The 24,762-nt window shown below is 39.8% G+C and carries 22 protein-coding genes; 7 read left to right on the top strand and 15 right to left on the bottom strand.

Annotated elements, in window-relative coordinates; genetic code table 11:
• Nucleotides 1–2: 2 nt before the first annotated feature.
• Nucleotides 3–1,169: a glycosyltransferase family 2 protein gene (locus BUC20_RS06755; protein WP_073228976.1), complete on the bottom strand. Its 1,167-nt coding sequence runs from the start codon at nt 1,167–1,169 to the stop codon at nt 3–5.
• A 9-nt stretch (nt 1,170–1,178) separates the two neighbouring features.
• Nucleotides 1,179–2,090 carry a glycosyltransferase family 2 protein gene (locus BUC20_RS06760; RefSeq protein ID WP_073228979.1) on the bottom strand — a complete coding sequence of 304 codons (912 nt, stop codon included), beginning with the start codon at nt 2,088–2,090 and terminating at the stop codon, nt 1,179–1,181.
• Nucleotides 2,091–2,370: 280 nt separating this feature from the next.
• Between BUC20_RS06760 and BUC20_RS06765 the strand changes: the two genes are divergently transcribed.
• The 4 genes from BUC20_RS06765 to BUC20_RS06780 are packed head-to-tail and all read left to right on the top strand — an operon-like array spanning nt 2,371 to nt 5,508.
• Complete coding sequence (locus BUC20_RS06765; RefSeq protein WP_073228982.1) at nt 2,371–3,252, top strand: beta-1,6-N-acetylglucosaminyltransferase; 882 nt, start codon at nt 2,371–2,373, stop codon at nt 3,250–3,252.
• Nucleotides 3,231–3,605, top strand: coding sequence for a sugar 3,4-ketoisomerase (locus BUC20_RS06770; protein ID WP_073228985.1), 375 nt, complete (start codon nt 3,231–3,233; stop codon nt 3,603–3,605). The genes BUC20_RS06765 and BUC20_RS06770 overlap by 22 nt, the downstream gene beginning before the upstream one ends.
• The gene (locus BUC20_RS06775; RefSeq protein ID WP_073228988.1) at nt 3,580–4,677 is read left to right on the top strand and encodes a DegT/DnrJ/EryC1/StrS family aminotransferase; all 1,098 of its coding nucleotides are present in this window, start codon (nt 3,580–3,582) and stop codon (nt 4,675–4,677) included. The genes BUC20_RS06770 and BUC20_RS06775 overlap by 26 nt, the downstream gene beginning before the upstream one ends.
• A 12-nt stretch (nt 4,678–4,689) precedes the next feature.
• Nucleotides 4,690–5,508: a methyltransferase, TIGR04325 family gene (locus BUC20_RS06780; protein WP_073228991.1), complete on the top strand. Its 819-nt coding sequence runs from the start codon at nt 4,690–4,692 to the stop codon at nt 5,506–5,508.
• An 18-nt stretch (nt 5,509–5,526) separates the two neighbouring features.
• On the opposite strand, the gene BUC20_RS06785 is transcribed toward BUC20_RS06780, so the two are convergent.
• A complete protein-coding gene (locus BUC20_RS06785; protein ID WP_143166725.1) occupies nt 5,527–7,227 on the bottom strand; it encodes a hypothetical protein in 1,701 nt (566 codons plus the stop codon).
• A gap of 263 nt (nt 7,228–7,490) precedes the next feature.
• Here BUC20_RS06785 and BUC20_RS06790 point away from each other — a divergent pair, with 263 nt between their 5' ends.
• The 3 genes from BUC20_RS06790 to BUC20_RS06800 all read left to right on the top strand — a co-directional run bounded on the left by BUC20_RS06790 (nt 7,491) and on the right by BUC20_RS06800 (nt 10,971).
• Nucleotides 7,491–8,354, top strand: a complete 864-nt coding sequence (locus BUC20_RS06790; protein WP_073228996.1) for a beta-1,6-N-acetylglucosaminyltransferase — start codon at nt 7,491–7,493, stop codon at nt 8,352–8,354.
• A gap of 110 nt (nt 8,355–8,464) precedes the next feature.
• Nucleotides 8,465–9,211 carry a class I SAM-dependent methyltransferase gene (locus BUC20_RS06795; protein ID WP_073228999.1) on the top strand — a complete coding sequence of 249 codons (747 nt, stop codon included), beginning with the start codon at nt 8,465–8,467 and terminating at the stop codon, nt 9,209–9,211.
• Between the two features lie 353 nt (nt 9,212–9,564).
• Complete coding sequence (locus BUC20_RS06800; protein WP_073229002.1) at nt 9,565–10,971, top strand: hypothetical protein; 1,407 nt, start codon at nt 9,565–9,567, stop codon at nt 10,969–10,971.
• A gap of 27 nt (nt 10,972–10,998) precedes the next feature.
• Here the strand turns inward: BUC20_RS06800 and BUC20_RS06805 are convergent, their stop codons facing one another.
• The 12 genes from BUC20_RS06805 to BUC20_RS06860 form a co-directional block, all read right to left on the bottom strand.
• On the bottom strand, nt 10,999–12,348 hold the full coding sequence (locus BUC20_RS06805) for a lipopolysaccharide biosynthesis protein (RefSeq protein WP_073229005.1): 1,350 nt from the start codon (nt 12,346–12,348) through the stop codon (nt 10,999–11,001).
• Between the two features lie 25 nt (nt 12,349–12,373).
• Nucleotides 12,374–13,213: a glycosyltransferase family 2 protein gene (locus BUC20_RS06810; RefSeq protein WP_073229007.1), complete on the bottom strand. Its 840-nt coding sequence runs from the start codon at nt 13,211–13,213 to the stop codon at nt 12,374–12,376.
• Nucleotides 13,214–13,221: 8 nt separating this feature from the next.
• A complete protein-coding gene (locus tag BUC20_RS06815) occupies nt 13,222–14,913 on the bottom strand; it encodes a GMC oxidoreductase (protein ID WP_073229009.1) in 1,692 nt (563 codons plus the stop codon).
• Between the two features lie 6 nt (nt 14,914–14,919).
• A complete protein-coding gene (locus BUC20_RS06820; protein ID WP_073229012.1) occupies nt 14,920–15,495 on the bottom strand; it encodes a gluconate 2-dehydrogenase subunit 3 family protein in 576 nt (191 codons plus the stop codon).
• Nucleotides 15,496–15,526: 31 nt separating this feature from the next.
• Nucleotides 15,527–16,141, bottom strand: a complete 615-nt coding sequence (locus tag BUC20_RS06825) for an acyltransferase (RefSeq protein ID WP_073229015.1) — start codon at nt 16,139–16,141, stop codon at nt 15,527–15,529.
• 8 nt (nt 16,142–16,149) lie between these two features.
• Nucleotides 16,150–17,352, bottom strand: coding sequence for a glycosyltransferase (locus tag BUC20_RS06830; protein WP_073229017.1), 1,203 nt, complete (start codon nt 17,350–17,352; stop codon nt 16,150–16,152).
• A 10-nt stretch (nt 17,353–17,362) separates the two neighbouring features.
• Nucleotides 17,363–18,517, bottom strand: coding sequence for a glycosyltransferase (locus BUC20_RS06835; protein ID WP_073229020.1), 1,155 nt, complete (start codon nt 18,515–18,517; stop codon nt 17,363–17,365).
• Nucleotides 18,518–18,673: 156 nt separating this feature from the next.
• On the bottom strand, nt 18,674–20,125 hold the full coding sequence (locus BUC20_RS06840; RefSeq protein WP_073229021.1) for an O-antigen ligase family protein: 1,452 nt from the start codon (nt 20,123–20,125) through the stop codon (nt 18,674–18,676).
• Between the two features lie 85 nt (nt 20,126–20,210).
• Nucleotides 20,211–22,379, bottom strand: coding sequence for a GumC family protein (locus tag BUC20_RS06845; RefSeq protein ID WP_073229024.1), 2,169 nt, complete (start codon nt 22,377–22,379; stop codon nt 20,211–20,213).
• A gap of 22 nt (nt 22,380–22,401) precedes the next feature.
• The gene (locus BUC20_RS06850; protein ID WP_073229026.1) at nt 22,402–23,082 is read right to left on the bottom strand and encodes a TolC family protein; all 681 of its coding nucleotides are present in this window, start codon (nt 23,080–23,082) and stop codon (nt 22,402–22,404) included.
• 65 nt (nt 23,083–23,147) lie between these two features.
• Nucleotides 23,148–24,224: a sugar transferase gene (locus BUC20_RS06855; RefSeq protein WP_073229029.1), complete on the bottom strand. Its 1,077-nt coding sequence runs from the start codon at nt 24,222–24,224 to the stop codon at nt 23,148–23,150.
• Nucleotides 24,224–24,727: a response regulator gene (locus BUC20_RS06860; RefSeq protein ID WP_234994461.1), complete on the bottom strand. Its 504-nt coding sequence runs from the start codon at nt 24,725–24,727 to the stop codon at nt 24,224–24,226. Before BUC20_RS06860 ends, BUC20_RS06855 begins: the two co-directional genes overlap by 1 nt.
• Nucleotides 24,728–24,762 lie beyond the last annotated feature (35 nt).

Raw genomic sequence — 24,762 nt, forward strand, 5'->3', positions numbered from 1 at the left:
TCCTATTTTCTTTTTGATTTCTCCCAGGCAGCACTCTGGCTTTTCCTGAAATAACGGACTATGCCTGCAATAACGGCATAGTTCATTACACAAAAATAGTACGGGATAAAGAACGCCTTGATCCTTACATTTCTACTTTCAAAAAACCAGCCTGCAAGACTAAGTATGTAAAAAACAAGTTGTGCAGCAAATAGAACTTTATAAACAACAGGCCCATCCTGGTAGGCTATTCTTCCATTTAAAAAAAATACTAAAATCAGGAGGAAAGGTGTAATTGTCCAACGCAAGACCCGATGACTGATATACTGAAAGGTCAGCACGGGAAAACAAAATGGGTTCGCCGCCTTTTTTAACCGGAATATGGATTGAATTCCCCCTGCAGCAATTCTTATCTTTCTTTTTAACTCCTCTGCAGTATTTGCAGATGCAGTTTCCATTGCATAGGCATTAGGCTCGTAAGCAATTAAAAAACCTTTTTCTGCAATTCTCATGGCAATCATATGGTCGTCAATGATCGTATCAGATTCTACCGGCTGGTATAACCGGGTTCTGATGCTAAACAATTCTCCGGCAGCACCCACATTTGAATACAGCTCATAATCCCATTTTTTTAACAGGGATTCATATTTCCAATAAAAACCCTCACCAGCTGAACTCGCATCCGCGGCCTCCTCCACAAGGATTCTTTTTTCGCCGGCCACTGCGCCCACCTTTTCGTTTCTATAGTGCTTCACCAGCTCTCTGACCGCCACTTTATTTAAAAAAGTATTCGCATCTGTAAATACAATAATTTCTCCTTCAATAAATGGAATTGCCCGCTTTATCGCTGCCATTTTACCTGCACGTATATCTTCATGGAGCAACAGCAAATCCGGATACTGTCCGGCTTTTTCCGCAGTGCGGTCTGTAGAACCATCGGTAATCACGATCAGCTGAATCTTTTCTTTTGGATAGTCGAGACCAAATGTGTTCTCTATTTTTTCGGAAATGATATCCTCTTCATTATAGGCTGCAACGAGAATGGTAACCGAAGGTAATTCTCCCTCAAGAGGCAGTACGTATGCTTTCCTGAAGATTCGTTTTAAACGAACAAGGATAAAGAGTAAAAAACCATACCCGATGAATGTATAAATGATAACGAAAAGGCAAAGCCAGAAAAATACAATCATATATGATCTTTAAATTTTAAATCCTAATTTTTTACTGTTTTTAGCATTGCTGAGGTTCCAGATGATCCCCTTGAATACCCATTTAATCAAATCGTAACGTCCCTTAATCAGATACATCAGCACCTGTTTGCTACAGGCAATGAAGATAAAGTAAATGCTGAACAAAAATATATTCCCGCTTCCGGTATTACGCCTGATAAAAAGCATTCTGTTCCGGGTCATAAAATAGGTTTTGATGTTACTCTCTTTCCCTACACTCATTGACTCTTTATGATAGATTTTGGTTTTACCCGTAAACCAGATCTTTTTACCGGCCTTCCTGAACTTTTCACACCAATCCAGTTCTTCATAATAGAGGAAAAACTCTTCTGCCATCAGGCCTGCTTCTTCCAGATCTTTCCTCCTGCAGATCATTGCTGCCCCATGACAAAACCCGGTCTCCCTGCTATCCAGATCGTACTGTCCTTTGTTCTGTTCCATCGCTCCGATACCTTCGTTCCGGCAGGTCAGGTAATTCATCTCTGTAAAACCGGCATACTGAATGATTTCAGGCTGCTCAAAATACAGAATCAATGGGGAAAGCAAACCAATATCGGGGTTAGCATCCAGTTCAGCAGATAAAGTTTCAATCAGATTACCAGAAATTTCTGTGTCATTGTTCAACAGTAACAAATGCTCCCCCTTAGCTACTTGTATCCCCAGGTTATTGCCCCCGGCAAAACCGAGATTTTTTTCTGAACGAATATAAACCAGCTCAGGGTAGGCTAACCTGTAACTTTCTTCATGATCTTCCCTGCTCCCATTGTCTACCAAAATAACCTCAACATTCTGATCTTTGGTGTTTTCTCTTACGGACTTCAGAAAGTCCAGCGTTACTGCTGGCTGGTTAAAATTTACGGTAATAATTGAACAAAGTTTCATGGGCTGTAAAAGTAACCATTATGTCTTGATAATTTTCAAGATTTTCTTCGCTATTTGCCCTCTTAAGTATCTTATATGCAAGAAATTCTATCAACAAGGCTGCTTGAAAAACGATCATTTATTTAAAGAAGGTGAAAGTGTCATTCTAAGGAAATAATCCCCTAATTATAGTTAAAAATAGGCAGGAAACAGGGCACAATTATAGAATTTTTAATACATTGTACCATCAGTAAATCATTTCTGTTTTTCCAGTGAAAAATATTCAAATATTTCGACGTACATGCGCATTGCCCACCTTATTTTAACTTATACAAATCCAAAACAAACAGAGAGAATGATTAAAAACATGGTCCATGAGGATTTTGATTTTTACATTCATGTGGATAAGAAATTTGATATCAATCCACATTTATTTCTAAAGTCATTACCCAATGTTTATTTTATTAATAATAGAGTTGATGTAAAATGGGCGGGATTTGACACTGTTAAAGCAACATTTGAGTCGATCAAAGAAATAGTTGCGACGGGAATTAAATATGACTTTATCAATCTGTTAAGCGGTCAGGATTATCCGCTACAATCTGCAAATGCGATGGCCGGCTTTTTCAGCGAGAATATGGGTAAGGAATTCATGAGTTTTCGTGACTACAAGAACGACTGGAAAGAAGGACTGATCAGAATGGAGCGGTATTTCCTTTCCAATCACAACTTTAAAGGCAAGAATACAATAGAAAATGCACTCAATTATATCCTGCCTAAAAGAAAGCTCCCCTATCATATGCACCCGTATGGAAAATCAATGTTTTGGATGTTGAGCCCTGAAGCGGCAATGTATGTAGTCAATAAAGTAGAGGGAGATAAAAAACTATCCAATTTCTTTTCTCTCTGCTGGGGAAGCGATGAGTTTGTCTTCCAAACCATATTGATGAATTCTCCTCTCAAGGATCGGATTGTAAATGACAATTACCGGTATATAGATTGGTCAGGCGGAGGACCAAATCCTAAAGTATTGGATGAGCATGACTTCGAACCGATAGAAAAATCCGGGATGTTGTTTGCAAGAAAACTGGAAATGCTGAAAAGCGCAAAATTAATGAACCTGATCGATACCAAACTTCTAATTTTATATAGCACAATTACATGGCCCATATCATTAATCTAAAGACCTTTAAAGATACCCGGGGAATTCTTACCGTATTAGACAGAGTGGTTGATTTTGAAATCAAACGGTTATTCTATATCTATGCCGTTGATGATTCAGACCGTGGTGGACACAGGCATCACAATACCCATCAGGCAGCGATCTGCATACAAGGATCCTGCAAAATTACAAATAACGATAGCAAAAAGACCGAAATCTTTGAGTTAGACACACCGGATAAATGTTTGATTTTAGAGCCGGAAGACTGGCATGTCATGCATGATTTTTCTCAGGATGCCATTTTACTCGTTTTGGCCTCCACTGCTTTTGATCCCAAAGATTACATTTATGAGCCTTATGCCAATTCCATATGAAAACTTAAAAAGGCTTAATCAGCCTTTTGAAACCTTATTTACGAAAAAATTTGAAGACTTCCTGGCTAAGGGCTGGTACATTCTGGGAGAAGAGGTTTCCTCATTTGAAAAGGAGTTTGCAGCGTATCACCAGGAAAAACATGTTGCCGGTGTTGCAAACGGTCTTGATGCACTTATTCTTTCTTTAAAGTGCTGTAATTTCAAAAAAGGTGATGAAGTAATCGTTCCCTCCAATACTTATATCGCAACCATTCTGGCGATTTTACATTGCGACCTTACCCCTGTATTTGTTGAGCCAGACATCCGGACCTATAACATTGACCCTGAATTGATTCCGGCTGCAATCACCTCCCGGACCGTAGCCATCATGGTGGTTCATTTATATGGACAATGCTGCGAAATGGACCCGATCCTTTCCATTGTGAAAGATCATCAGCTAAAATTGATAGAAGATTGCGCCCAGGCGCATGGGGCAACCTATAAAGGAAAGCTTGCAGGAACTTTCGGAGATTTTGGTGCTTTTAGTTTCTATCCTACAAAAAACCTGGGTGCACTTGGGGATGCCGGAGCCGTGATCTGTCGGGCAGAAGCAGATGATGTTCAGATCAGACAATTCAGAAATTACGGCTCGAAGAAAAAATACCACAATGATGTGGTGGGTTATAATTCCAGGCTGGATGAACTTCAGGCTGCTTTTTTAAGGATCAAACTGCCCCACTTGGATGAGATCAATTCACATAAGAAAAAACTGGCCTCCTTATACCTGGAACATTTGGACGGGCAGTACATCAAACCACTGGTCTTAGCAGATTTTGATCCTGTTTATCATATCTTCAACATCAGACATCCGGAGCGCAACAGGCTCAAAGAATACTTATCTTCACATCAGATCACCACCGAAATTCATTACCCTGTACCTCCTCATGAACAAAAGGCTTTAGCGGCAATGAACCACTTATCTTACCCGGTCTCTACAGAAATTCACCAGACCACACTAAGTCTTCCATGCTCCTATGCCCATACCACAGAAGAGATCATGCAGGTAATCGATGTGTTAAATCAATTTAAGTAAACCCGGCTGCCTATGCATTATTTAATTAAAGAACTTGTTCCCCCGATATTTCATAGCCTTAGATGGTATAGCTTTAAATATGGCTGGAAAGGAAATTATGGGACGTACGAAGAAGCTAAAAAACACTGCAAAGGTTACGACCAGGAACATATCCTTTCGAGGATTGCAGAAACCACTAAAAAGGTAAAAAATAAAGAAGCGGCCTATGAACGTGATGGCATTCTTTACGATCAGGTTGAACTCAATTTCAATTTACTGAATGCGCTTTTACTGGTTTCTGCAAGAAACAACAACAAACTCACCTTGATTGATTTTGGCGGCTCACTTGGCACTTCCTATTATCAGAACATTTCCTACTTATCACATCTGACAGAATTAAACTGGTGTATCATAGAACAACCAAATTATGTGGCTGCAGGAAAAGCATCTTTTGAAAACGAACATGTCCGTTTCTACCCCGATATCGAAGCCTGTATGGCAGATCACCCGGAACCGGATATGTTATTAATTTCAAGCGTCTTACAATACATAGACAAGCCTTACGAGTTATTGAAAAAATTACAATCTGTCGGGATTCCTTATCTGATGCTGGATTTAGTAGGATACAATGACAAAGACACAGACCGCGTCACCATACAACATGTCCCACCGGTATTTTACGGAATTGAGGCCTCCTATCCCTGCACCTTTTTTAACCGGAAGAAACTGGAAAATCAGCTGGAAGAAAATTACAGCCAGCTCTTCAATTTCCTCTCTGAAGACAAAAAATACTACCTGCAGCTTAGGCCATTTAAATACGAAGGCTCATTCTGGGAATTGAAAAACCAGTAAATATCCGCTACACAGACCTTAACTTCCCTGGACAAATACAGGAGTCTCTGAAACCAATATTTTCAGCTTTCCGTTCTGTGTCTTTTTCTGGCGCACTTCCATTTGGTCTGAGCCTGGTTTCAGGTAATATATGGTTGCTGTTTTAGCTCCATTCATATTCAGTTCATAAGCTTCTTTTCTGTCTTTTTCATCAGGCACAACCAAAATATACATTGATTTTTTGCCCATCTGATAGACATCCACTACCGGATCTTCATTTATAGTGCGGCTGTAACGATACTCACCCATTAACTTCCGAACCTGTAAAAGATAATCTGCTGCTGACCTGCGTTTAGCCAATGTAACCAGTCCGGAGGCACCAAATGTTTCACCTGCATTTAATTTGGCATCCTTATCATCAAACATCTGATAGAAAAACACCCTGTCCAGGCCATGTCTTGCATACATTAAAGAAGTACGTAAAATCCAGTCTGCCTGAGTCAATTCCAATGATTTCGATCCTATAGCAATGACTTTCTGTACACTTTTAGGATGAAGGTCATAACCTGTTTCTGTGGTCCATACTTCCATTCCATGCCCCAATTCCCTGGCGAGTTTCACAAATCCATCAGCAATCTCTCCCATATCATTGGTTTCAGGAGCAACACCACGTTTTTTACTTTTAAATTTAGCAAACCAACCTGTATAATCATTGGAATACATGTGGAAGTTGATCACATCAAAACACAAATTGACGCTTCCATCTGGTCGGTACCCTCTGTTCTCCTTGCACCATTCAATCATTTCCCTTACAAATTTGATATCAGGACGGGCTATCCCACCCATCACTACCTTCATCGAAGGATCAGCCGTCTTTACCCCAACATTTTTTCCCATTGTTCCTTTATGCCCATCGTAGAATGCAGACAGGTTTGCGGCATATTGCCGGCCATTCTGCTGAGAGTTTTTCCCAAGCCACCATTTATCCGGTTCATTTCCACATTCTACATACCTGACATAATTAAGTCCGATTTTAACGGTATTCACAAGGTCTGTTGACCATCTTGGTTCTTTATATACCTTAACAAGGCCCGAGTCTATATTTTTATTCGCTCCATATCTGGCGGCAAACTGAAAGCCTAACTTGGCCTGGGCCAGGTATGATGTTGGTTTTTCAGTATCTGATCCATATGGTGCCGGAATGTTTGAAAAAGTTCTTTCCTTTGCCGGATATGTGGCCGATAACCAGGGCGGAGCATTTTGAAAACAGCTCAACACAGGTATTCCTTCTTTTTTAAAACGCTCATACATAACATCGAAATACCAGCCACCACCATTTGTCGGGTTAAAGGTATACTGACCTGGTTTATGTTCCAGCCTTTCCCAATCAATATAATGCCTTACTCCTCCAAATGATTTCGCCAAAGCCATTTTAGGCTCATAAATCCGGCTTCCATCCGCAGGATCTTTGGGATTTTGTAATAAATCCCATTCAAAAGCATTAATCCCGGTAAGGTCTGCCATCTTAGCACCAGATTTAGCTGCTACCGGAAGCGTCTCTGCTATTGATGAGGTATCTGCCTTTGATGAAACAGGAGGATGACTTCCATCTTCATGAATACTGTCGTTTACAATTTCACCAATCTCTGTTTGATGATTAACCTTATCAGAATGACAACCCATTATAAGGGCCGAAGTCACGATTAGAAAATAAAGAGGAAGCGTAAAGAGGTTTTTCATAATTACGATAAGAGTACAATATCATGCCAAAACAAGATAAGCAAGTAATTTCACAAAGACACCTGAAAATTTTCAGGTGTAGCCGGGCTAATTAAGAAAACAAAACCCCAAAACGGGTAAATTTCAACATTATCCCAGCCCCCCTAAGGTCTCATCTGATCCTGAACAAAAAAAACAATATGATATCATTGAATTATACGTTTATTAGTAAAACTATTTACTAGCTAACACCGCCCAACGGGGATTACATTTTAAATTCAATTATGCGCATTGCCCATATCATCATAGCCCATACCAACCCAAATCAGCTCAGTAGATTAATCAACAGATTACAACATCCTGAGGCAGATTTTTACTTACATATAGACCTTAAAGTTGACATTGCTGCTTTTAAATCGCTCCTGGACATACCAAACGTGACTTTTATCAAAAACAGGATCAACTGTAACTGGGGCGGCAACAGCCTGTTCATCGGAATCATCAGCGCATTGAAAGAAGTGCTTTCTCTAAATCAGAACCATGACTATATCAACCTCCTCAGCGGACAGGATTACCCCCTGGTCCCTCCCGGTGAATTTCATGATTACCTTAAAAAAAATGCAGGCACCAGCTTTATTTCCTATGAAACCGCAGCTGATTCTGCCTGGCTAAAAGAGGCGCTGCACAGATATGAAAAATATCACCTCACCGATCTGAACTTTAAATGGAAATATACCCTTCAAAAGATCATGAATGCCGTATTACCCCTAAGAAAGTTTCCCATCAAAGGGCAATTCTATGGAGGCAATAAGGCGACCTGGTGGACCGTAACCACAGCAGCAGCCAGATACGTGGTTGAACAGCTTCAGCAATCAGAAAGGCTGACCCGGTCGTTAAAATACTCCTGGGGAACCGACGAATTTGTCTTCAGCTCTCTCCTGATGAATTCCCCTTTTAAAGATCAGGTACTGAATAATAATTTGCGCTATATTGATTGGTCTGAGGGAAAGGTTAACCCCAAATTACTCCGTATTGCTGATTTTGAAAGCCTTAAACAGTCGGAGATGATGTTTGCCAGAAAATTCGATATGCTTAAAGATGGGGAAATACTTGATAAAATAGACAGCGACTGCCTGGGATGGAGCTAATGCCCAACTGTGGAATACTTTTTGACAGAGGTCTTTCAATTACCACCACACAAATACGCAGTAAACACAGACAGAAATCATGTTAAAACCGAAACAACCAAGTTAGCTATATGAAGTTTAGCAATCCTAAAACCCGGAACCACCTCTCCATAAAAAAAGCCTACCATGTTTTAGAAATTGGGGGTGGCAACTATCCCCATCCGAGAGCGAATGTAGTTGTAGACAAATATGTAGATTCCAATTACCACAGAAGCGGGAATATCAAAGTTTACCCACATCAAAAATTCGTACTTGCTGAGGGGGAGTCTCTTCCTTTCGAAGATCAATCTTTTGATTATATCATTTGCTGCCATGTGCTGGAACATGTAGATGATCCTATTGCCTTTCTGAAAGAACAAACAAGGGTGGCCTCAAGAGGTTATATCGAAACGCCTTCTATTATTGGTGAATATTTAATGCCAAAAGAATCTCACAAATGGCTGATTCAGGAAATAGACGGAAAAATCATCATGTATGATAAAGAGACTATCGGATTTGTGGCCTGGCAGGATTTCGGAAATGTATTTCTGGAATACCTCCCAAAACAATCAGTCGGTTATAAAATCATGCAACGCACCCATAATAACTTAACCAATATGGTTTATGAATGGTCCTCTGAAATTGAAGTACTGGTTAATCCTGAAAGCAGCTATTACAGGGATTTCTTTACAAAACCATGGGATGTAGCTACCTGCAATAAATTATTACACCAAAATTCCTTCAAATCTGAAGCAAAATCCTCTATGGGAGCCATCATCAATATTGTCAAAACGTTTTTCAGCAACAAAGAAAAAAGCTTAAGAGACCCCGTGATTTAAGCCTGGGGCTACTCATAAACCTGCAACTCCTTTATCCGGTATCAACAGATACTACCGGATAAAGGAGTTTTTTTTTAAAGAAATACCAGAATCTACAAACCTGCTCCAGCCCCCTCAACCTTCCGGTTTAAACCAAAAACTGGGGATTTTTTTTCACAAAATACCCCAATTATGCCGTTTTTTTTCACAAAAATTTTGCAAAACGCAGTTTGTAAGTAATATTTTGACTATAATTGCATCGAATTCCAGCTGGATAAACGCTTAACTACCAAAAGGATGACATCATTTTCAGTATTAGAAATATAGGGATTTCGATATTGCTTTGATATTAAAAATTTAATTAAGACAACTTTATGAGATTAAAAATAATCGCGCTCTTATCTTTAACCGCTCTCTTCATTACCTTCTGTTCCTGCAAAAAAAGCGTTATAGGAGTCGAAACTCCCCCGGTAGTTGAAGTTCCTGATCCTCCTGTTGTTACCCCACCAAACCCCGAAGTAAAGCCCGATACCGTTATTGAACTCGGTACTGGTTCCGGTAACCTGACCATCGAAGGAACCAAGTGGTCTTCTATGGGAAATATCCTGATTAAAATAAAAAGCGGCTCTTACTCCAGTATAAATCTCAAAAACCTCAAAATTCCTGAGGGCAAAAGAATGACCATCAAAAACACGGCAGATGGCGTGGTCTATGTGAAAGAAGAAATCAGCCTGACAAATGTAAAAAACCTGACGATTTCAGGTAATGGATCAAAAGATAAATATGGCTTTCAATTGTTAAGCGTTCCTTACAGATGCATCCGCATAAACGACTATTGGGCGGGTGTAGAAATCAGCAGAATGAGGTTTACCAATAATCCTGATTATTGTATTTCCATAGAAAACAGCATTTCCGGAAAAACATATACCAGTTCTGAAGAAAGCAGATCTGACAACATAAAGATCCTTGATTGTGAATTTGACAATGCAGGCACTGTATATTTCGGTGGAGAGATCAATAAAGATACTGGTATTGACAAAGGTTTTGTAAAGGGATTGGAAATTGCCTATTGTGTTTTCAAGAACAGTTCTCCGGGCGATTGTATTAAAGTTGGAAACGTACAGGATTATAACATCCATCACAATACCTTTAATAACATCAATAGTGATTCTCAAATTCATAACGGAATTGTTTTCGTAGCGGGCAATGGTCATGTTCACCATAACAAATGCACCAATCATCAGGGCAATTTTGTAAGGGCATGGATCTATTCCAGAGGAACAGCAACAACCTCAACTGCCTATGACAACATCATTTACAATTCCCGTAAATACTCAGCCTTTGAATATCAGGGCTATGCAAGACACATGTGGTCTGGTAAAACTACTTATTCCAATGCCATCTGTTACAATAACACAGTTGGAAAGATGAATACCAGTCAGGATTGGATTGGTACTGTAATTGACATTTATGATCTGTTTGGTGGTACTATGCAGGTATACAATAATGTAGGAATTAACTTTGCTCATCCTCAGGGATTTGATAAACCAGCCGGACAACAAAGCTATATCAACAACATTCAGGCAAATCAGGCGGTAACAGAGTCCAATAACCTTTACTTCAGCTCCCTTCAGGAAGCAGGAATTATGAACGAATCAGACTTTAAATTAAACGGAAATTCGGCATTGAAATCCAAAGGAAAGAGCCTCAGCTGGTTAACTGATGATTACTACGATACCAAACGTAACAGCAGTACACCTTCTATTGGCGCTGTCGAATAGATCATATCAGGAAATCAAGGGATTAAATCAGCCCAGGAACTTTGCTTTATTGGTCCGGATTAATTCCTTGATTTCCCTGTAACCATACTGATAGATATTCCAGAACGGGAATTTCTCATAATAAGCATTCAATGCAAAATAGCCAATCAGCAAACCGGTCAGCAAGCTGAAAATGGAAGCACCAACAACTCCATAAATACTGTGTGTATAATAAATCGCAATCAGATCGGTAACCGCCACTACGATAAACATGATAAATACTTTAATGAAGTTGATTTTTGGAAGGTGAATCACATCCAGCGTTAACGCAAAAAATCTTTCTGCAGGATAGAGCGCAGCCAGCATCATATAGATGCGAAGTATATTTGGCGCCTCAGTCTGTACATATTTGCCCCCACCCAACAACAAAATTGCATACTCTGCAAAGATAAAGGTCAGAATAATGACGGGTAACATCGCAATGGTAAAAATACCTATGTATTTTTTCATGACCACAATCACCTCCGATTTTTTTCCGCTATTGTAATTTTCAGATAAAGCAGGCATCGCAGTATACACAAAACTCCGCATCGGAATTTCTATGATCTGAGTAAGCTTTGTTCCGGCATTATAAATCGCAAGCGCGGCCGGGCCCAGAAAAAAGTTAATGATAAAGCTATCTGTAGTGCTCAATAAAGTAGAGCTGATACTTGTTCCGACCGTGAATTTCCCAAAATCGAACATTTCTCTTGTCACCTTAGGCGATCTGTGTTTGAACTTTCTAAACTCCGACCAACCCATAATCAAAGCAAGGGAACTGGATAAAAGATTAGAAAGCAGGTAGACAAATATTACCGTAGTGATCTCAATCCTTCCAATGAAGATCAGGATGAGAATAAAGAAAAGGAAAGACCCCTGATTACTGAAATTCAGGATCAACAGGCGGTCATACCTTTGTTTGGCCTGCAACACACAATTGGCCACAAAAAATGGAAGCGACAATACGTAGTTGAGACCAAAGAATTTCAGAAACAAAGTGACACTCTGGTTTTCAACATATAAAGAAGCAAAATATGCCGGAATATTCACCAGAATAAAGACCAGGGTAATACAACCTGCAATGAACCAGGTAGAACCGACCACCTCAATTTTACGCTCATCAGTAGAGCCTGAGTAAAACTTCACTACTGTAGTTGCCAGAAAACCAGACCTTAAGGTGTCGACCAGCAATAATATAGTCAAAAAGAAGCCCCAGACCCCCATATCATGGATGGAAAGCATCCTCAATAATACAGAGATGGTCACCATACCAATAATGGCATTGGTTCCGTTGCTCAGCAGAGATAAGAAATATTTACTTTTAACAATATTAAGTAAGGCTAGTAGTTTTGATTTCATGTATAGGTAAATGTGAAGCCTGGGCTCAATTTGTTTTTTTTCGGGAAATGAAGTTGTACTTAAAGCGTCTGATCTCTTCAGAGATCCTTTTGAAAATTACCGTCATAAAGCTTCCATCCTGCTGTAAAGTACGAACTCCTGTCCATACCCTCGCCTTGTCTGCCTTTACCTGTCGGATTTTTCCGTATTGCATCAGGTCCATGCACAATTGCCCGTCCTCGCCCCGTCTGTTAATGGTGATAAAACCGATTTTCAGACCATAGGATTTGACATAGCCCATACTGATTCCAAAAGTATTGAAATAGGGTTGTTTTGCATGTCTCATCGCTGCTGCGATATCCTTCATCTTTTCCATCATAAAGAGTTTCCATCGTGGAAAGCCGGGTTCACTGATAAATGCATACCGTCCGTATATACAAACCACATCTTTTTGCTGCAGGACTGTAGTCATCTCATCAATCCAGCAATCAGGATAAAAACAATCTGCATCTGCCGTCAGGATATACTTTCCAAGTGCATTCTCCTGCCCTTTTTGTCTGGCAGGCCCTGCTCCCTGTTTCAGTTCAATAAAAGATTTTATATGTAAACGGTCCAGGATCGCCTGGGTTTTATCTGTAGAATTATTGTTAACCACAATAATTTCAAACGGAATGTTTGTCCGCATTTTAGATAAAGTAGCCACACAGCGCAGGATATTTTCCTCTTCATTCCAGGCAATGACCACCACACTAACCAGGGGCTCTTTACTTTGTACCCGATCCAGATCAGTATTGATCTGATCAAAAAGCAAAGGATCAATCTCCCCGTAGCTTTTAAACGAGTACTGGAACTGATCTAACCATTCTGGATTTTTAAAAATATTCATACAACAAGTTATATATTTCCCATTTTTAATTCATTAACTGCATACTCACATGCTCTGGCAGTGAGTGCCATATACGTAAGAGAAGGATTCTGACAAGCCGAAGAGGTCATACAACTCCCATCGGTAATAAACACATTCTTAACAGCATGCATTTGGTTATGTCCATTCAATACAGAGGTTTTTGGATCATGTCCCATCCTTACCGTCCCCATTTCGTGTACAGTTTGCCCTCCGGGTTGATGGTAATTAAATGGCTCGACATCTCTGAATCCGGCTTTCTCCAACATCTCTGCACAGCTATTCTGAATGTCTTCCATCATTTTCTTTTCATTCTCCTTAAAGGAGAAATTGATACTCACCAGAGGTAATCCCCAGGAATCTCTTTGCTCCCGGTTCAGGCTGATCGCATTTTCATAATAAGGCAGGCATTCCCCCCATCCGGCCATCCATATCGTCCAGGGACCAGGTGTAGTGAGCTGCTGTTTAAAATCAGCGCCAAAGCCAGGTAAAACCCTGGACCGGTCTCTCCATTCCATACGCTCGCCATGCCCATGAACTGCATAGCCCCTCTTAAAACCAGTTTTCTCATTCTGCGTTAAGTTACGGTATCTTGGAATAAGAAAACCACAAGGCCGCCTTCCTTTATAATAGGTATCCTGAAATCCATCGTGCACCCCATATGCACCAGCTGAAGAATGATGATCCATCAGGTTATGTCCTACCTGTTCGCTATCGTTTCCGAGTCCTTTTGGAAAGCGGTTAGAAACAGAGTTCAGCAGAATAGCTGCAGTGGCAATGGTAGAGGCATTTAAGAAAATGAGCTTTGCATAAAACTCCATGACTTCATGAGTAACCGTATCAATCACCCGGACTCCGCTGGCCTTTTGCGATTGTTCATCATACATGATTTCTTTTACAATTGAAAACGGCCTGAGGGTTAAGTTACCTGTGGCCATGGCTGCAGGGATAGTGGAACTGTTGCTGCTGAAATAACCACCAAAGGGACATCCCCTGAGGCAAAGATTCCTGTTCATACAAGGGCCACGGTTATCCCATCCCCTGGTCAGGTTTGCAATCCTGGCAATAGTCAGCACCTGATCGTCTTTCTTGATCGTACCTTTTAAGTGTTTTTCAATGCAATTCAGCTCCATCGGGCTGATGTATTTACCATCGGGCAATTGAGGCAGGTTTTCCGCCTGTCCACTTACGCCAATATACGATTCCACATAATCGTACCATTTTTCAAGATCTTTATAACGGATCGGCCAGTCTATGGCGATGCCTTCCTTTTTGTTGGATTCAAAATCAAGATCACTCAACCGGTAGCATTGCCTGCCCCAGGTCAGTGAACGTCCGCCCACCTGATACCCTCTTGACCAGTGAAAGGGTTGTTCCTGAATATATGGATGTTCTTTATCATTGACAAAAAAGTGACGGTCTGCTTCATCTGCAAGGAAACTTCTCAAGGGATTCTCCTGTTGTTCCCTGAGCGAGTTATTGATCCGATATTTAAAATCCCATGGATTATACGTTGCTGTTGGATAATCTTTGATGTGTTCTACATTTCGCCCGCGATCTAACAATAACGTTTTCAACCCTTTCTTGCAGAGCTCCATTGCTGCCCATCCCCCACTAATTCCTGATCCGATTACAATAGCATCAAATTTTTGTCCTTCGCTTTCTTTTGCTGTTAAGTTCATGATCTGTTATTTAGTTGCCCAGGATTTTTGATGTTTCAGTAATGGTATACAAGGTTCATAAGTTATTGGCATATAGTCATAGGCAAGCCCCTTTTTACAACCAATCTCAGAAGTGCAATACCCAATTACGGTAAGCTCTTTCAACTGGTTAAAAAAGGTTCTTCCGAATACTTTAACCCTCACCTTATTGATGAACGGGTGCCAGTTTGAGCTTTTACTCTCGAAGTGCTGCAAGATCGCCACTTTTTCCTGTGACCCGCATTTTTCGAAGGGAAGCCGATATTTTTTATAAGCGAAAGCTTCAACCTCAGTCAACCCTTTAAGAAAGCTGTTCTGCTCCTTGCTATCTTCACAATCCGAAATAAAAAGGACAATAAAGTCTTCTACCTTAGCTGATTTTGCACCCGGAGTATCCGTTTCAGGTATAATTGTTTCAGCGAGTTCTGCTATCAATGCTTTATAAGATGGCAATACCCTTAAATCCGGTTTTTTTTTCAGATCATACCATTCATATCCAATAATAGCTGCAAAGGCAGTCCCCCCGATAAAGAAAATGTTGGCTATAGCCTGCCGCCTTTTCATTTGTATTTGTTCATATTAGCCCCCTAATAATTTAAATTTTCTCCCAGATTTTACTCAGGTTATTATATTTTTTCACCACCCTTGCCGGGTTTCCTACGGCAACTGAATATTCAGGAATATCTTTGGTCACGACACTTCCCGCACCAACTACAGCATGTTTTCCAATGGTTACCCCAGCTGTAATGACACAATTGGCCCCAATCCAGACTTCATCAGCAATGGTGATTTTTTTTGTGATCACCTTTTGTTCGGCCGGAGACAGCTCAATTGATTCATAACCATGATTCAAGCCCGAAATTACAATATTTTGAGCCAGCATCACCTGGTTTCCGATTTCTACCGGACCAATTACCGTACAGCCTATTCCAATAATCGAGCGCTCACCAATCCTGACTGCTCCTACTCCGTTATTTATCGTAGAGAAATCCTCAATAATGCTATGTGCACCAAGTTCGAAATGATTAAATGGAAATACGTCCATCCTGGTTCTCCACCGGATCATTGCCCCCTTCCCTTTTTTGTGCTTAAAAGGATTAATGAATGTCCTCACCCACCACCTCGGCTTGAAGTCGTTGGAAGGAATCAGCATCCAATGTGCTATTTTTTTTAAGAATGGATTTGCCTTTATTTTTTCTGATATAGACATACTAGTGTTTAAATAACATTATTAATGGCTTTATACAGTTCATTCACGCTATTTTCCCAGGTATGGGAACTGGCAACCGATTGCCGGTATGCTGCTCTTTCTTTAGAATTTTCGGCAATTGCCTTTTTTATCAGTGTTACAAATTCTTCCTTATGCTCAGACAAATATACGCAGTCTTTAAAAATGTTCACTGCCTGTGTCAGTGTTGCCACAACCGGCTTCCCTGTCGCTAAATATTCATCGATTTTTCTGGGATAATTTCCAATGGTCACTTCATTGATCAATTGCGGGTTGATACAAACATCAAATGAATTGATATATTTCGGAAGGTGTTCAGGCTTCTGACTTCCCAAAAAATACACATTAGAAAGCCCATGTAACGCACTGCTCCTGAAAACTTCATCCTCAGGACCGACCAGGACAATACTCCAGTCGGGGTTGTGCTGCGCCAGATAAGAAAGAAGGTCTATATCCAATCGGATATGCTGCAATGCACCTACATATCCCACCTTTATTCCTGGCAATTCCATAATTTCAGGGACAACGTCCTGATCACTTAAACCTGAAAAGAGTTCCAGATCACAACCCTGCCCTATATAATGAGAGTTCGCATTGTATTGTTTACAATAATCTGTTAAGTAAGTAGAATTTGCAACACATACATCACTTTTAGCAATCAGCAAAGGTTCAATTCTTGTTCCGTGTTTTTTCCAGTAATCCACCGCCAGCATATAATCCCTGGAATAGTAAACGCTTTGTTCAACAGCAAGCAGCTCCGGAAGATAAAAACTCCTGAACATATCATTATCATTAAACAAGATCACTGTTTTGAAATCCAGTACCTGCATCGCCTTAAGTATGGATCCAGCAAGCAATTTATTATTTCTCTTATTTAAGTAATCAAATATCCCTTCCTGAGAGATCCAGTTTATTGATTCGACCAGAACATCAGGAAAAAGATTCCACAAATTGGTAGAAACGGGGATTAAACCATCTTCCTTACCTTTGATCACATTGCGTCGTTTCATGACCTTAGGATCTTTGGCATTCTTCATTAAAGTAATGCGGTCCAGGGCCTGATTCACATACAAAACCCGATTGTATTTACTCAGTTCAATTGCGATATTCTTGCAATTGCTTCCGATTTCAACGTCCCAGGGCTGCTGGCCTACGATTACAATGTCTCTTCCCCTTATAGTTTCTGTATTCACCTTACTTAAATTAGTTATTTACCTCATGTCTGGTTGCTACCGACCTTTGGTTTGCTTTCTTTGCATAAACCAGAGAAATCACCTGATAAAATATAAACTTTGGAATATTGATCAGCGACTGGTATATCCTTTTATCTGTTGGATACGACATTAGGGCAATAAGAAAGCCAAGTATAAATAACAGGAAAGCAATCAGCCAGCTCAATGCCATAAAAGGGGCAATAAATGCAGTCCCTACCATACACAGAAAAGAAAGAATAAGAAAAATAAACAACGGCGGTCTCAACAATATGATCCCGAATAGAAACTGGTTGATACTCGCATTCTTTATTCCTTTAAACAGAATATCAAAACCGAGTATAAAATATTTAAACCAGGTATTTATCCATCTGGAACGTTGTTTCACCAACTGATCAGAATTGCTGGTTTTTTCATCATACACCACTGCATCCCCGGCAAAAGCAATCCGTTTATTCATTTTCAGAATCTGTGCCTGCAATACTTTGTCAAAACCTGCACCCTGAACATCAAGGCCACTTAGGGCATCTTTATACAAAGAAGTTCTAAAGGCCATTCCGGATCCTGAAAGCGTGGCCGATGAGCCCAATGCAAATAACAGCTTTGCATCGTAAAAGTGATAATAAATATCTCTTGCGGCATCCAGACAGGCAAAGGTAGAATTCAGATTTTTCGCAGCGCGGGTTCCCTGAACAGCATCAAATCCCTGATCAAAATAAACATTCAGTTCATGAATGTATTCCGGATCTACCAGGTTGTCACTATCAATGATCGTTAAAATTTCATGATTTCTTTTAAAATGATCAATCGCGTAAAAATGAGAACGCGTATTACTTGCCAGCACCTGCTCAGGGCGGAGTTGGATCACATTCGGATGGTCAATACCGATGTCTTCGGGTCCGCAGTTGTCCAGCACCACATAAATTAAATAATGGTCATAATTCAATTTTAGCAGGGAAGCAATCACAGCAGGTAAAAGTGTGGTTTGTTCATAAGCAGTAACAATGATCGCATAATCATAAGGTTTACCGCTCATCGCAACTGGTTTAGTTTTTTTTCCAAACAAAAGATAACAGAGGTAGAGTACAACCGGAAGCACCAGATTATACCCAAGCAATGCCTGAAGTAAAGAAGCTATAAATTCCATTTCAATAATATCAGGTTATCGTTATTTAATCTTTTCATCATTCTGATCATTCATCCAGGACCAATATTTTTGTCCTCTGAAAAAGCCATAAATCAAACAAAGCAATCCTGGTATAATAAATATTTCAAAAGGCATGATTACAATTTTAAAATTATACTAAACGGTTATTTCTTTCATTTTCTTTGCAGTAATGGCGGCATCCATTTTTGGGGAAAGATAAATAAATACCAGGGATAAACACACGACAATAGAAGAAGGCATGTTATTAATGATCTCATTTCCATAACTACAGAAGAATACCCCTGCCGCCCCCGACATCAGTGCAATCAGTTTCACCCTCAGTTTATCATCCTTTGTTTTCCAGATGATTCCCGCGCATTTTCCAAACAGGTACATCATCATACAAAACCAGATGACAAACCCTACAATGCCATACATTACCCAAACCTTCACCCAATAACTATCCGGCTCAACTGTAGAAAGAAATTTATCTTTATTGTATTCCTTACCCCATACCCCAATTACGCCAAGGCCTCCTCCAAAGGGTTTCGACTGCAGGTATTCTGCCAGTATCTTTTGATTCATAAACCGGAGGTTCAGCGAAGGATCTTTTGGGTCCAGTGCCGTTCTTAAGCGGTAAACTTCGTAGTAATTATTACCAATGTTCGTGTATTTCAATCCCGCCAGGAACACCATTGCAATCGTTCCTCCAATGATCAGTACTTTAAAATTCTTGCTTAAAAATATCGCCATAAACATTCCAACCACCAATACAAACAAGGCTCCCCTTGTTCCCGAAATGATCATTCCATAGAAGAAAATAAGGGTTAAAATTAAGAATACGATCTTTTTCCAGGGCTTAAAAGGACCGAATGCCAAAGTGATGGCAATAATTACAAACTGCGCCTGGGAAGCTCCAAACTGAGCGGCATCATAAAAGGAGAATATCCTCAGCTTACCCGACACGATGTGCGTAATCGCACCACCATCATCCAGAAACTTCTGATCTCCGGGAGATAAACCAATATGAAGCTGTTTAATTCCATTCAGCGCGCTGACCAGGGCCAGTCCGATGATGATCAGCAAAAATACATTCAGGTCTTTTTCTGTTCTAAAGATCACCAGGCCAATAATCACGATCAGTAAAGGATATAGCGCCACACTTCTGATCTCATGGAACCAACCATTTATACTTGCCCCTGCAGGGTTGATTACCTCAAAAAAACTAATCAGAAACCAAAGGAGAAAAAGCTTGAATAAGTCATTCTGACAATTTGCCCAATCCTTTTTCGCATAAAAAAAAAGAGCAGCAAATAAAGTCAGGATCAGAATCACTTCTATGCCTATTCCATAAGGAATTCCAGGGAGTTCGCGTCCGAGGAAAAACATCATAAAACAGTAAAAAATAAGGGTGATCAGGCCGTTACGGGGATTTTTAAAAACAAATATGGTAAAAACGATCGCCAGACAAACGGCAACTAATACCAGTGGTCCGATGGCTTCGAATTTTATAGTCAGCAGACTCACCAATACCGCAATCAGAATCCCCACCAGCAGGACGATAACTTTATGCTTAACTATAGGAGATGATAAAAAAAACTGCTTCATGCGATTTAAGCGTAAAAATTTATCCAATCAGCAGGTATTAAATACCACCGATTGGATCTTATGGATTCCTGTAAAAATGCGGTGATTAAGCCGCCTCTCCTTTTTTTATCTTATTCGGCCTTGTCTTATTCAAGACCCATCCCACAAAATCAGATTGGCCTTTGATGTACTCAATAAGCTCTTTATCTTCATCGTTAATCACCTGGCCCGCTTCAAAAACAGCGATCTTTTTCTCTGCAAAAAGCAACCATTCTTTAGCAATATTCAACTCCTTCAAGCTGTTCACATCAATGATAATGATATCAAACTCCTTACGAAGCACATCAAAACCTGCTTTCAGGCTTTTAAGGTTCTGAAGTTCCAACAATGAGCTGTTGTTCGTGTTTTTATTCAGTACCGTAATGAGGTCTTCAACCTGAATCTCTCTTTTGATCAAAAAGGTTTCAAAATTCTGACTTGTGGCCAGTTCTTTTGAATTGCTCTTTGCCACCTGAACATCACCACCGATCAGCAACACTTTCTTACCAATCATGGCAAAGGCATAAGCAAGGCTGGAAGCAATAAAGCTTTTCCCCTCCCCTTCGGTAAGACTGGTAATGCCCAGTATTTTACTTTCGTCCTGTCCCATAACTGTACTGATTTCAAAACGCAGGGAACGCAACAGATCCTTATACATATTGAAATTTACATTGTTGCTTTTATCGTTCCAGATGTTCCGGACGGTATGGTCACTTTCGGTTAATAAATTGAGGTTCCCCAATACCGGAGCTCCGGTTGCCGAAGCCAGTTGTTTTGAAGTATGGATGGTATGGTCCAGCAGGAATAAAACCAGCAGTGCAGTAATACAAATGAAGAAACTTGAAATTCCGGCCAGGGCCACATACAATATCCCTTTCGAAGGAAGCGGCAATCCTGGTAATCCGACCTGGGCAATCTGAAGTTTCAAGGCTACATTTTGCTCTGTTCTGGTCTGATTATAGGTGTCCAGTGAAGTCATATAATCTTTCGTGGCCAGTTCGGCATCGCGTTCATAATTCTGAATTCCTGCATCAAAAGGAACCATGGTATTGTATTTACCTTTCAGGACAGCAAGTTCCCTGTCAATAGACTGGATACTTCCTTTCGCCTGACTAACTACGGTTTCCAATGCCAGCTTTTGTTGAATCAAGGCTTGTTTTGAAGCCTGAGGATTGGTTACATTATCATCCGACATTCTGTTGCTCAAACGGTCAATCAGCCTGCTCAAAGAATCCATTTTCAACTTATCCACCATTCTGAACCCACCGTCAATATAAGCATCATTCGCTACTTTTAACTGACCTTTCAGGTTTAATACCGCTTTATTATCTACTCCGGAATTCCCGCCTGAAAAAGCATCACCCCTACCTTTTAACTTAGATTCAATATCTGCAATAGCCCTTTGATTCGATTGGATATCACGTAAAGCCTGTGCTTTACGCTCTTCGTTCTGGGAAATCTGGGTATAGACAATCTCTGATTGTTTATCCAGGTTCAGCACCCCATTTTTCATCTTAAATGCCTTTAACGCAGCATTTTTCTGGTCCATCGCAGATTCTTTCTTTTTCAGTAAAGAATCCAGAAGTTGAATTGAATTAGTCTGGTTAGTGCTTACATCCTGTCCATAGTTATTGATAAATTCAGTAGTAAGTACATTCACCACAAATGAAGAAAGGTTTGGATTTTCTGATACGTAATCCACGTTGATAAAATCACTATTATCAGGTCTGTAAATACTTAGTTTTTTTTCAATATCTTCTTTATGGTATCCCATAGACCCGATGATATCATAAAGTCTGTATTTGCCCTTATTATCATCAACAGCAATCACCTCTTTATTCAGTAATTTCTGTCTGTAAAGTGTGATTACTTCTTTCACACCATCACTGTTAAGGGAATCCAGTTTTTTGCTGTAAGGCTTAAAAGATTCTTTAGGCTTTTCCAGATCATGAAGAATCAGGTTGTAAGAAAGGATGCTCATCACCTTTCTCATTTTTATTCTTTCAATGATATTGGAGAACTGCTGGCTGGTTTTAAAGAAATCGGCACTTTGCGTCCCTGTAGTAGCGACCTGTTTCGACTGATCGATCAGTCCGGTGGCAATCTGTGCTTCTGAACTATATTGCTTCGGGAGATTCTTTACGAGAAAAAAAGTGATTACCGCTGCAACAACGGGTACTGCAATCAGCACCCATTTGTATCTGTATAAAATTTTTAAGAAAGCTTTAATGTCCATTATTGAGTTCTATCAGCAAATATTATTTAACGTCAGCAAGCTTCATTCCAATCATTTCCTCTAACGCATCTTTAGCAGTCAACAGCGCTACTTCAGCTTGAATCTGTGAGGTTTGCGCATTGGTAAAGTTTATTCTGGACTGGTTATAATTGTCCATTGTTGTTTCACCTTTTGCAAATCTGTATTTCAGATTATCAGCAGTATTTTTATTGTCCTGAACACTTTCTGTATAAATTTTCAATTGATTAATCGATTGAATATACGCATAATATCTCTTTTTAACTTCAACTACCAAAGCCAGATCATATTCCTCTGCCTGAGCCTCAGCAATTTTCAATTCTGCTTTCGCTTTTTTTGCAGTGAATGGTTTCTGAAGGAAGGTACCAAGGTTCACATTGATTCCGAATTGAAATCCATTTACGTTATATGGGTTGATGGGATCCAGTACAGATTTTTTTTCAGGTCTGTAAAAATAAGAGCCATTGAAAATATCAAGATAGGACAATTTAGTAATCGGCAATTCAGCTTTAGCCTTTTGAACACCTTGGTCAAAAGCTTTTCTTCTTGGATAGTTTTGTTTTGCCAAAGCAATATATTTTTCCAGATCAGCGTATTTAATGCTGCTGATGATGGATTCCTGGGCATAAGTATCCAGGCTTAAAAGCATTAGAAATGCTATGGTAATTTTTAATAGATTTTTCATAATGAGTGATATCTTTTAATATTAAGATTGTTAATTTTTGGTTGTTTCTTGTTTTATTTGTCTTCCTACACTTCTTCTTTTTGAATTAAAGCAGGTATGGTTTTGAGGATAATTTTCAGATCCAGGAATATGGAATAGTTGGTCGCATAGTAGTTGTCCAGCTCCTTACGTTCGGTTTCTGACATGTCTTTTTTACCACGTTTGCTGATCTGCCATAAACCGGTTAAACCCGCAGGTCCCAGAAATCTTGTAGACCATTCATTTGTGGTTAACTGTTCAGCTTCGTATAATGGCAAAGGTCTGTTTCCTACAAGGGACATATCCCCGATAAAAACATTGATCAGCTGAGGAAGTTCATCTATACTCGTTTTCCTTAAAAAGGAGCCCAGTCTGGTGATGCGCGGGTCATCTTTAAATTTAACAAATGCAGCTTTCCCGTTTTTAGCATCAGACTCATTGGCATACTGATTCATTCCTGCCATAGACTCTACCATCTTGTCAGCGTCACTCCTCATCGAGCGGAATTTATAAAAATCAAATATTTTATATCCGGCTCCCACCCGCTTGCTCTTATAAATCACTGCACCTTTCGATTCCAGCTTGATGAGAATTGCCACTATGATAAAGATCGGAAACAGGAATAAAAGCGCCATTCCGGATGCAACGAGATCAAATGCACGTTTGGTCCAGGGAATCTGATATTCCATATCCACTTTTTGAGCAAGTTCCAATAGTTTCGGTTTAATCAACTTAAATTTAACTAAAAAATTAAGTCTTTCACTGAAGTCTTCCAAAGGAAAAGGATAGGTATAATAGTCATTCACTTTCAGGTCCAGTGCCATCTTTCTCCAGGATTTGTCTTCTTTGATCCCCAACAGAACGATGATCAGTCCTTGTAAGAGCGGATTCTTTTTAATCTCTTTGATTTGATCGAAACAATGCTTATTGTCATCTACCTCAATTAAAATGATATCGGGTAAAGTCAATAGAGACTGCTGATCGAGATACCTTTTAAAATCCTTCGGATCATCCATCTGGTCCACATTGGCATCAAACTCCTCCATGATCACTCCTTTCAAAAGTTTTCCAAAATGCACAATTTTTGCATTTATCTGAGGCCGGTTAATTGTAGAGGTTGTCATTATTTTATGAGTTGAGCGATTTGAGATTTCAGAATTGCGGGATTAAAAGGTTTCTCCAGGTAGCTGTCTATTTTAAAAGGCATCTGCTTCACCTTATCGGCTAAGTCTTCTGCTCCTGACAACAGGATTACCGGGGTATTTCTATAAAAACCGCTTACTTTGAGGTTTCTGATTAATGTGCTTCCATCAAAGTAGGGCATCATCAGATCTGAGATGATCAAATCCGGATCGTTTCCTTCTTCCAGCCAGGCGATGGCTTCGATCCCGCTCTTTTTGATGATCAGGTCATAATCGGCAGCTAAAATGAAACTTAGCAATTTCAGAATACTCAGTTCGTCATCTACAATCAGGATACTTTTTTTATCATCTGGTTTAATTTCCATGTACTCGTTACGCTGATTTTTACTTGAATTCCATAGCAAAAACCTATCCACATAAGGCATATTCCCTATTTTAGGAGCTTTGCTGCCTGTGCTGTTGTTACTGGTTCTTTGTGTAAACATAATACTTTTTCTATTGATCCCCCTTATTCAATTTA

It is taken from the genome of Pedobacter caeni (assembly GCF_900129215.1).
Lineage (GTDB): Bacteria > Bacteroidota > Bacteroidia > Sphingobacteriales > Sphingobacteriaceae > Pedobacter > Pedobacter caeni.